5 protein-coding genes and 2 pseudogenes are annotated in these 7,057 nt (G+C 65.0%); 5 read left to right on the top strand and 2 right to left on the bottom strand.

Features of this window, described 5'->3' with window-relative positions; all coding sequences use genetic code 11:
* The 3 genes and pseudogenes from MOV75_RS21870 to MOV75_RS21860 all read left to right on the top strand — a co-directional run.
* A pseudogene (locus MOV75_RS21870) lies at nt 1–153 on the top strand (cysteine hydrolase); the annotation flags it as partial.
* Nucleotides 154–164: 11 nt separating this feature from the next.
* Entirely contained in the window at nt 165–791 is a 627-nt protein-coding gene (locus tag MOV75_RS21865) for a glutathione binding-like protein (RefSeq protein ID WP_247006590.1), read from the top strand.
* Nucleotides 792–901: 110 nt separating this feature from the next.
* Entirely contained in the window at nt 902–2,266 is a 1,365-nt protein-coding gene (locus MOV75_RS21860; RefSeq protein ID WP_247006589.1) for a caspase family protein, read from the top strand.
* A gap of 30 nt (nt 2,267–2,296) precedes the next feature.
* Here the strand turns inward: MOV75_RS21860 and MOV75_RS21855 are convergent, their stop codons facing one another.
* Nucleotides 2,297–3,391, bottom strand: a complete 1,095-nt coding sequence (locus MOV75_RS21855) for a DUF2778 domain-containing protein (RefSeq protein ID WP_246929508.1) — start codon at nt 3,389–3,391, stop codon at nt 2,297–2,299.
* Between the two features lie 645 nt (nt 3,392–4,036).
* Between MOV75_RS21855 and MOV75_RS21850 the strand changes: the two genes are divergently transcribed.
* Both MOV75_RS21850 and MOV75_RS21845 read left to right on the top strand, forming a co-directional pair.
* Nucleotides 4,037–4,558 (top strand): FecR domain-containing protein, encoded by a 522-nt coding sequence (locus tag MOV75_RS21850; RefSeq protein WP_247006587.1) that lies wholly within the window; start codon nt 4,037–4,039, stop codon nt 4,556–4,558.
* 46 nt (nt 4,559–4,604) lie between these two features.
* The gene (locus tag MOV75_RS21845) at nt 4,605–6,491 is read left to right on the top strand and encodes a CHASE2 domain-containing protein (RefSeq protein ID WP_247006585.1); all 1,887 of its coding nucleotides are present in this window, start codon (nt 4,605–4,607) and stop codon (nt 6,489–6,491) included.
* Between the two features lie 191 nt (nt 6,492–6,682).
* Here the strand turns inward: MOV75_RS21845 and MOV75_RS21840 are convergent.
* Nucleotides 6,683–7,057, bottom strand: a pseudogene (locus MOV75_RS21840) (glycosyl transferase); the annotation flags it as partial.

Here is a 7,057-nt window from a genome sequence, read left to right as displayed (position 1 = left end):
CTGCGGACGACGATCGCGGCCGATGCCTGCGCCACCCGCGACCTGCCGGACGGCCGCGACGGCACGCTGGACGCCCGGACGATTCATGAGGTCGCGCTGGCCGAGCTCTCGGACCGCTTCGCGATCATCGCGCAGAGCGATGCGCTGACGTGAGGGAGCCAGCGATGCTGCAACTCTATTTCTTTCCGATGGCCTGCTCGCTCTCGAGCCGCATCGCGCTGATGGAGGCTGGTATCGAGGCGCAGTACCACCTCGCCCATATCTGGACCAAGCAGGTCATGGACGACGGCAGTGATTTCCGCGGCGTCTCGCCGAAGGGCGCGGTGCCGGTGCTGGTGCTGGAGAACGGCGAACGGCTGACCGAGAGCGCGGCGGTGCTGCAATACATCGCGGATGTGAAGCCGGCGGCTGGCCTTGCACCGGCGTTCGGCGATCCCGATCGCTATCGCCTCCAGGAATGGCTCAGCTTCGTCGGCGCCGAGATCCACAAGGCGTTCCTGTTTCCAACCTTCTGGTACAAGGACGACGGCTCGCTCGCCAAACCGCGCGCAAGGATCACTCAGACCTTGTCGGCGCCGTCGGCGCATCTGGCGGAGCGCGAATTCCTCGTCGGTAACGGCTTCACGGTCGCGGATGCGCACCTCACCTGGGCCTTGCTGCTGCTCCGACCCGCCGGCGTCGACATCGCGCAATGGCCGTCCTTGTCGGCCTATCTCGAGCGCATGCAGGCGCGGCCGGCCGTGCGGGAAGCGATTGCGACCGAAATGGCCCTGCGCAAAGCGACGGTGTGACCGGACGTCACGGTCGCGAAATCCGAGTGCTTTCCTGGCGAGGGCATTGAAGTCGACGCGGCATGCGCTAATCTGGAGGAATATTTTCGATATTTCCTCGGAAGGCATTCATGAGTGCTCTTTCCAGACATTGCTTCGCCGGATTTTGCCTGCCCGGACTTTACCTGCCCGGTTTTTGTCTGACGTTCTTCGTCTCGCTCTGCATCGGGCCTGCATCGGCGGACACGCGGGTGGCATTGGTGATCGGCAACGGCGCTTATGTCAGCACAGCGCAACTTCCCAACCCGTCCCATGATGCGGAAGACGTCGCGGCTTCGCTGAGGCGCAGCGGTTTCGAGGTGATCCAGGGCGTCGACCTGCGCCAGGCCGACATGCAGGACCTGACCATCCGCTTCGCGCGCGCCGCCAGCAGGGCCGACGTGGCCGTGTTCTATTACAGCGGCCATGCAATGCAGTACAACGGCGTGAACTATCTGATGCCTGTCGACGCCACGCTGACCGATGAGGCCGACCTCAAGCGTTTCGTGCGGGTCGACGACATCGTGAACGATCTGCAGCAGGCCAAGAACCTGCGCATCCTGGTGCTCGATTCCTGCCGCGACAATCCACTGGCCGACATGCTGAAGCGCTCTGCGACGCGCGCGGCTTCGGTCGGACGCGGCCTGTCGAAGGTCGAGGCGCCGCGCGGGACGATCGTGTCGTTCTCGACGCAATCAGGCCAGGTCGCCGCCGACGGTACCGGCCGCAACAGCCCCTACACGACGGCGTTCCTCAAGCACATCGAGGAGCCGCACGAGATCGGCGACGTCTTTCGCGACATCAGCAGCGACGTCTATGATGCCAGCGGCAAGACGCAGCTTCCAGAGCTGTCACTGTCGATCATCGGCAAGTTCTACCTGAACGGCCCGGTGTCCGTCACGATCGCTCCCGCGGCACCGCAAGGCGCGCCGCGGCCCGACCCTTGCGCATCCGCGGAGGCGCACTGGAAGGCGGCCGACACCATCGGCACCGTCAGCGCCTTCGAGGATCACCTGGCGCGATTTTCAAGCTGCAGCTTCGCCAGCCTCGCCAAGGCCCGGATCGACGGCCTGAAGCAGAAGGTGGCGCTGGCGCCCGCGACTGGCGAGGGCAGGATGTTCGATGGCAATTGGGACGTCACCGTGAACTGCGCCAGCTCCGGCAAGGCGTTGGGCTATACCCGAACCCTGACGGCCACCATCGCCGGCGGCGTATTTCATGCGGAGGATCGGGACCCGCGTACAAACAGCACGCTCGCAATCGACGGACAGGTATCGGCTGACGGGAAGACCACGCTGAGTGCACGGGGCCTCACGGGTCCGAGCGCCTACACCGTCAACAATAGCGCTTCCGGCTCGCCGTATGGGTACACGATCGACGCGCAATTCGAGCGTAGCCGCGGCAGCGGCAAACGCAATGAACTGCGTCCGTGCAGCTTCACCTTCGTCAAGCGCTAGCTCGGCCCGCTCGGGCGCACCGCGGCGGCCTCACTCGACCCGCGCCAGCACCGCGAGCTTGCGGATGCCCTTGTTGCGGTAGGCGTCGAGGAACGCGTAATAGTCCTTGAACGACACACAGCCGTTGGAATCGCCGTTCGGCCCGAGCATGAAGGTGTGGGCGAGCAGACCGTCGCGGCCGTAGATCGCGCTCTCGCCGCCGATCGGGGTCAGGCGCAGCGCGGGCACGCCGTGAAACAGCGCCTCGCGCGGCTTCAGCGTGTAGATGTGCGGTGGTGTCACGCCGCGCATGCGAGTGCGCTGGGAGCGCGGATCGTCGAGATTGGAGCCGAGGCCGGAATGCGCCTCGAGCTTGGTGCCGTCGGGCAGATAGACCGTCTTGGCAGTGATGTCGTAGACCGCGGTATCGCGCTCATAGGGCGGCGCACCACCCAGCATCGGATTCTGCTCCTTCGGCGCGATGGACGCCGTGATGCTGGCATCGGCCGAGGCATAAGCGAGCAGCCCGCCGGACGGCTCGCGCTTGCCCCAGAGTTTTTCGACCATCGACTGGCGCGGACCGGTAATCGACATCACCGCCGCCTTGGCGCGATCGGCGAACGATTTCGGCTTGGCCTCAGGTGCCGGCACGATCTGGGCCGGATCGGCCGAGGCGAGCTGCACCTGGGCATCCGGAGCGCGCTTGGCCTTGTCGGCGGTCTTGTCCGTGGACTTGTCAGTGATCCTGGCCGGAGCCGCTGGCTTCAGCGCTTCCGCGACCTTCGCGATCACGCTCTGCTTCGGCGCGTCCTTGGCCAGCGCAACCTCGGTCGCTGGTGCGGCGCTGGCCGCGTTCGATTGCACGCCCTGCGTCGCAGCCGCGGCAAAGCGTTCGTTGAACATCTCGCGCGAGATCGGCGCGGCCACCTGCAACCGGTCGGGCAGGAGCGCAAAAGCTTCCTTGATGGCGTCGCCGGCCTCGCGCAGCGCGACCCTGGGCGCACGCTTGATCACCGGCTCGTCGTAGCCGGTGCTACCGACGCTCGGATAGACGCTCGCGCCGAAGACGTTGCTGTAGATGGTCCAGCCGGCAGCCATCACGACGCAGCCGATCGCCGCGGCGCCAAGCCAATTGGTCGTGGTCATTTTCCGGGAAGACTTCCGAAGAGAATTCTTGGACTTCCGTGCCGCGTTACTCTGCGCAGCGATACTCTTACTCATTCGCCTTGCGTCCAGGACGGTGTCACTCGGTCCCCCTTCAAAGTGCCGCTGGTCACGATCCGGGAACAGCATCTCGCAGAGGGTCGGAGCGTCATTAAGGCGACTTTTAGTTAAATGCGGATTAAGTTCGGGCAGATGTAGGGCAGCTCGTAAACGCTGTCTCATTCTGAGAAAAAGTCCGCAGAACTACGGACTTAGGCGCGTCTGTTAACCATAATTCTCGGCCGGATCGGCGCATTCAGCGGACGTCTCCGGCCGCCTTCTCTAGACCCACCAACCAAGTCCCTTTCGTGGTCTTCAATGTCCGCACGATAACGGGGAAGCATTGCGCGAGGCTGGTGTGCGATGCGCCCTTTCACATGCCGCCTGCGGTGGGCCGCTGATGCACATCACCCGCCGGACGGCACTCACATCCACGGCTCTCCTGACCGAAAGTTGATCGCGCCGCTCTGGAAAAAGGCGTGCTGAGAAAATAGCTCCTGAGCGGCACTTTTCAGCAGCCTCTGCGTGTGATACGGTACCGTATCAACATCGCTTTGAACTGTGCCGGGCATACAAACGGAGGCTGGCATGAGAAGGTTCGCGCGCGCCGGATGTTTCGCGCTGGCGTGGTCGCCTCTGTTGATGGGATATGCGGCCGCGCAGCCTGCCAACGCCGGTTGCACGGCGTCGATTTCAGCCGCGAGCACGCAGACCTGGCGCTGCGACAACGGCATCATCATCGTTGCCGAAAACGGCGCCAGATTTGAACTTAAGGACGCCAACCGCGACGGACATATAGACTCCGTGGAGTTGAGCAGCAAAGCCCTGCTGATCGAGGTGCCCAAGAAGCCCCGCGGCAATCCCTTCAAGGTGCTGACCCCGCAGGCGATTGCCGCGGTTCGCGGCACGAAGTGGGCCGTAGATGCCGCTGAGGCCAAGACCTCCGTCTTCGTCGCTGACGGTCGTGTCGGCGTCAGCCGCAGGGCTCGTGGGCACGGCGTCGTTCTAGGCCCCGGCGAAGGCGTGGACGTGGAAGCGTCCGGCCCCTTGACCGTCAAGACATGGGGTCAACCGCGCGTCGACGCGCTGATGGCAAGGCTTGGTCAATAAAGGCTTGGTCAACAGGATTTAAGAGCAAAGAAGATTGCAGCACGTAGTGACTAGACGCGTTCAGATCCTGGTGGCACTCATCCTCACCGCGCTGTGGGGCGCAGGCATCTATGCCGCGCACGCCCACGGTCATCTGCGCTTTCTCGACCGCCTCGAGGCAACGCTGACGGATTGGCGGACCCAGGTGCGAGGCGTGCAGCGCCCACCCGATCTCGTCACCATCGTCGCGATCGACGACACCGTGGTGAAGCGCGGCGGCAGCTATCCGCTGCCGCGCGCCGATCTCGCCCGTGTCGTCGACACCATCGTACAGTTCAAGCCGAAGGTGATCGCGATCGACCTGCTGCTGGTCGACCGCAGCGCTGCGATCGGAGATGCGACGCTGGCAAACACGCTCGCCACCGGCCCCATGGTGCTCGCCGCCGCGGCGATCTTTCCCAGCGCCAGCGAGACCGTGGAGGCCAGCAGCCAGGGCCCCCTCGCCGTGCTGCCGCAGGCCGAACGCTTCCTGCTGCCGTTGCCGGCGTTCGCCGACCACGCCGAGGTCGGCGTCGTCAATGTCGCGACGGGACAATCAGGCTCACCTCTCTCGGTGCCGATGCTGTTCCGGACGCACGACAAGGTCGAGCTGTCGTTCCCCTTGCGCGTCGCCACCCGCGCGCTCGACAAGCCGCTGACGATCGCGCCGGATCATCTCATGCTCGGTGATCGCGCGGTGCCGACCGACACCGATTTCGCGCTGCCCATCACCTATTACGGTCCGCGACGGACCATCCGCACCGTCAGCGCACAGAGCATCTTCGACGGCACGCTCGATCGCGCCGCGATCGAGAACCGGATCGTCGTGATCGGCGCCTCGGTCGCCGGCGGCGGCGACTTCTATCCCACACCGTTCGATTCCCTGATGCCCGGCGTCGAAGTGGTCTCGACTGCGATCACCCATCTCGTTGCCGGCGACGGCATCTTGCGCGATTACAGGGTTCGTATCGCCGACACGCTCGCTGCGATCCTGCTGCCGATGCTGCTGGTCGGCTTGCTGGCCTGGCGGCGCAGCGCGCTCGGCATCATGGCGGCGGCCGCGGTGATGATCGCCTGGGCCGGCCTCAATACGTTCGCGTTCACGCATGGCGTCTGGCTGAATGCAGCAACCACGCTCACCGCCGCAGTGCCTCCGGTTGCGATCTTTGCCGGTGTACAGCTATGGGCCGGAGGCCGCCGCACGCAATATCTCGCTGCCAAAAGCAGGTCGCTTGCGCAGTTCCAGGCGCCTGCGGTGCAGGAGTGGTTGGCGCGCGATCCGGATTTTCTCTCTAAACCCGTCCGGCAAAACGCAGCCGTGGTCTTCATCGACCTCTCCGGCTTCACAGGTTTGAGCGAGCAGACCGATCCGGACGCGATCCAGGAAATCCTGAAGGCATTTCACGCGCTGATCGACAACACCGCGGTCGATTGCGGCGGCACGATCACCGGCTTTCTCGGCGACGGCGCCATGATCCTGTTCGGGCTGCCAGGCGCGATGCCCGATGACGCGGCACGCGCGCTGAAATGTTCGATCGACCTCCATCGCGGCGTCGAACGCTGGATCGCCTCGTTGCCGTCAGCAATCGGCGATCGGCTCGGCTTCAAGATCGGCGCGCATTTCGGCGAGATCGTCGCCTCCCGCCTCGGCGAAAGTCATCAGCACATCACGGCGACAGGCGACACCGTCAACGTCGCGAGCCGGCTGATGGAGGTCGCCGTTCAGAATGGCGCGCGGCTCGCGCTGAGCGACACGCTGCTCGATGCAGCCGACTTCCACGGGGCTCCCGACGGCGTTCTGTCAGGCCCCCTGCTCGCCCGGGTCCGCGGCCGCTCCGGGGTCGTGACGGTGTGGTTCTGGCGGGATCGGGGCGGGCCGGACCAGGATGCTGCAAAGGCCGAGATGATCGGCTGATAGTCGTTGCTATCGGCTCAACACTCCGCTGTCGTCCCCGCGAACGCGGGATCCATACCACAGGGAGAGGTTTGGCGAAGCCTCGTCGTGGGCCGGTCTTCGCGCGGTACGGACACCGGCACTCATCGATAAATCACGCGGTATGGGTCGCTGCGTTCGCAGGGACGACAGTGTGGAGGCAGTGAGCCCTGCTACCTCGCCTCCGGCGGCGGCGAGCGGTCCAGCACGTCGCCCTTGGCGTCTTCCAGCAGATCGACGCTGTACGTCTCGACCACGAGCGGCCCGCGCTTGCGCTGCAATTGCGCAACCTGCGTGACCTTCACAAAGAGGTCGTTGAGGACGGGATGCCCGTCCGGACGCAGCTCGTCGACATGGAGCAGCTTGCCCGCAAGCAGTTTTGGATCCGGCTCGCCCATATTGACCCAGCGGATGCGCTGGTTCTGCTGCACCACGCAGGTGCCGCGCGGCAAGTAGAAGGCGAGCCAGCCGGTGGTGCCGTAGTCCTGCGCGAGCACGCAGGTCGCGCCATGGCGCGCGCGCACCGTTTCGATCTCGGCGGCAAGCTC

The organism is Bradyrhizobium sp. PRIMUS42 (assembly GCF_023006515.1).
In the GTDB taxonomy this organism is placed as follows: Bacteria; Pseudomonadota; Alphaproteobacteria; order Rhizobiales; family Xanthobacteraceae; genus Bradyrhizobium.
Note: the sequence above shows the minus strand (reverse complement) of the source record. Positions and strands in the feature narration are given on the sequence as shown.

Bases quoted from the DNA above. Each gene is read 5' to 3' on its own strand.
- MOV75_RS21855 (WP_246929508.1), bottom strand. From the start codon at position 3,391: ATGACCACGACCAATTGGCTTGGCGCCGCGGCGATCGGCTGCGTCGTG.
- MOV75_RS21865 (WP_247006590.1), top strand. From the start codon at position 165: ATGCTGCAACTCTATTTCTTTCCGATGGCCTGCTCGCTCTCGAGCCGC.
- MOV75_RS21850 (WP_247006587.1), top strand. From the start codon at position 4,037: ATGAGAAGGTTCGCGCGCGCCGGATGTTTCGCGCTGGCGTGGTCGCCT.
- MOV75_RS21860 (WP_247006589.1), top strand. From the start codon at position 902: ATGAGTGCTCTTTCCAGACATTGCTTCGCCGGATTTTGCCTGCCCGGA.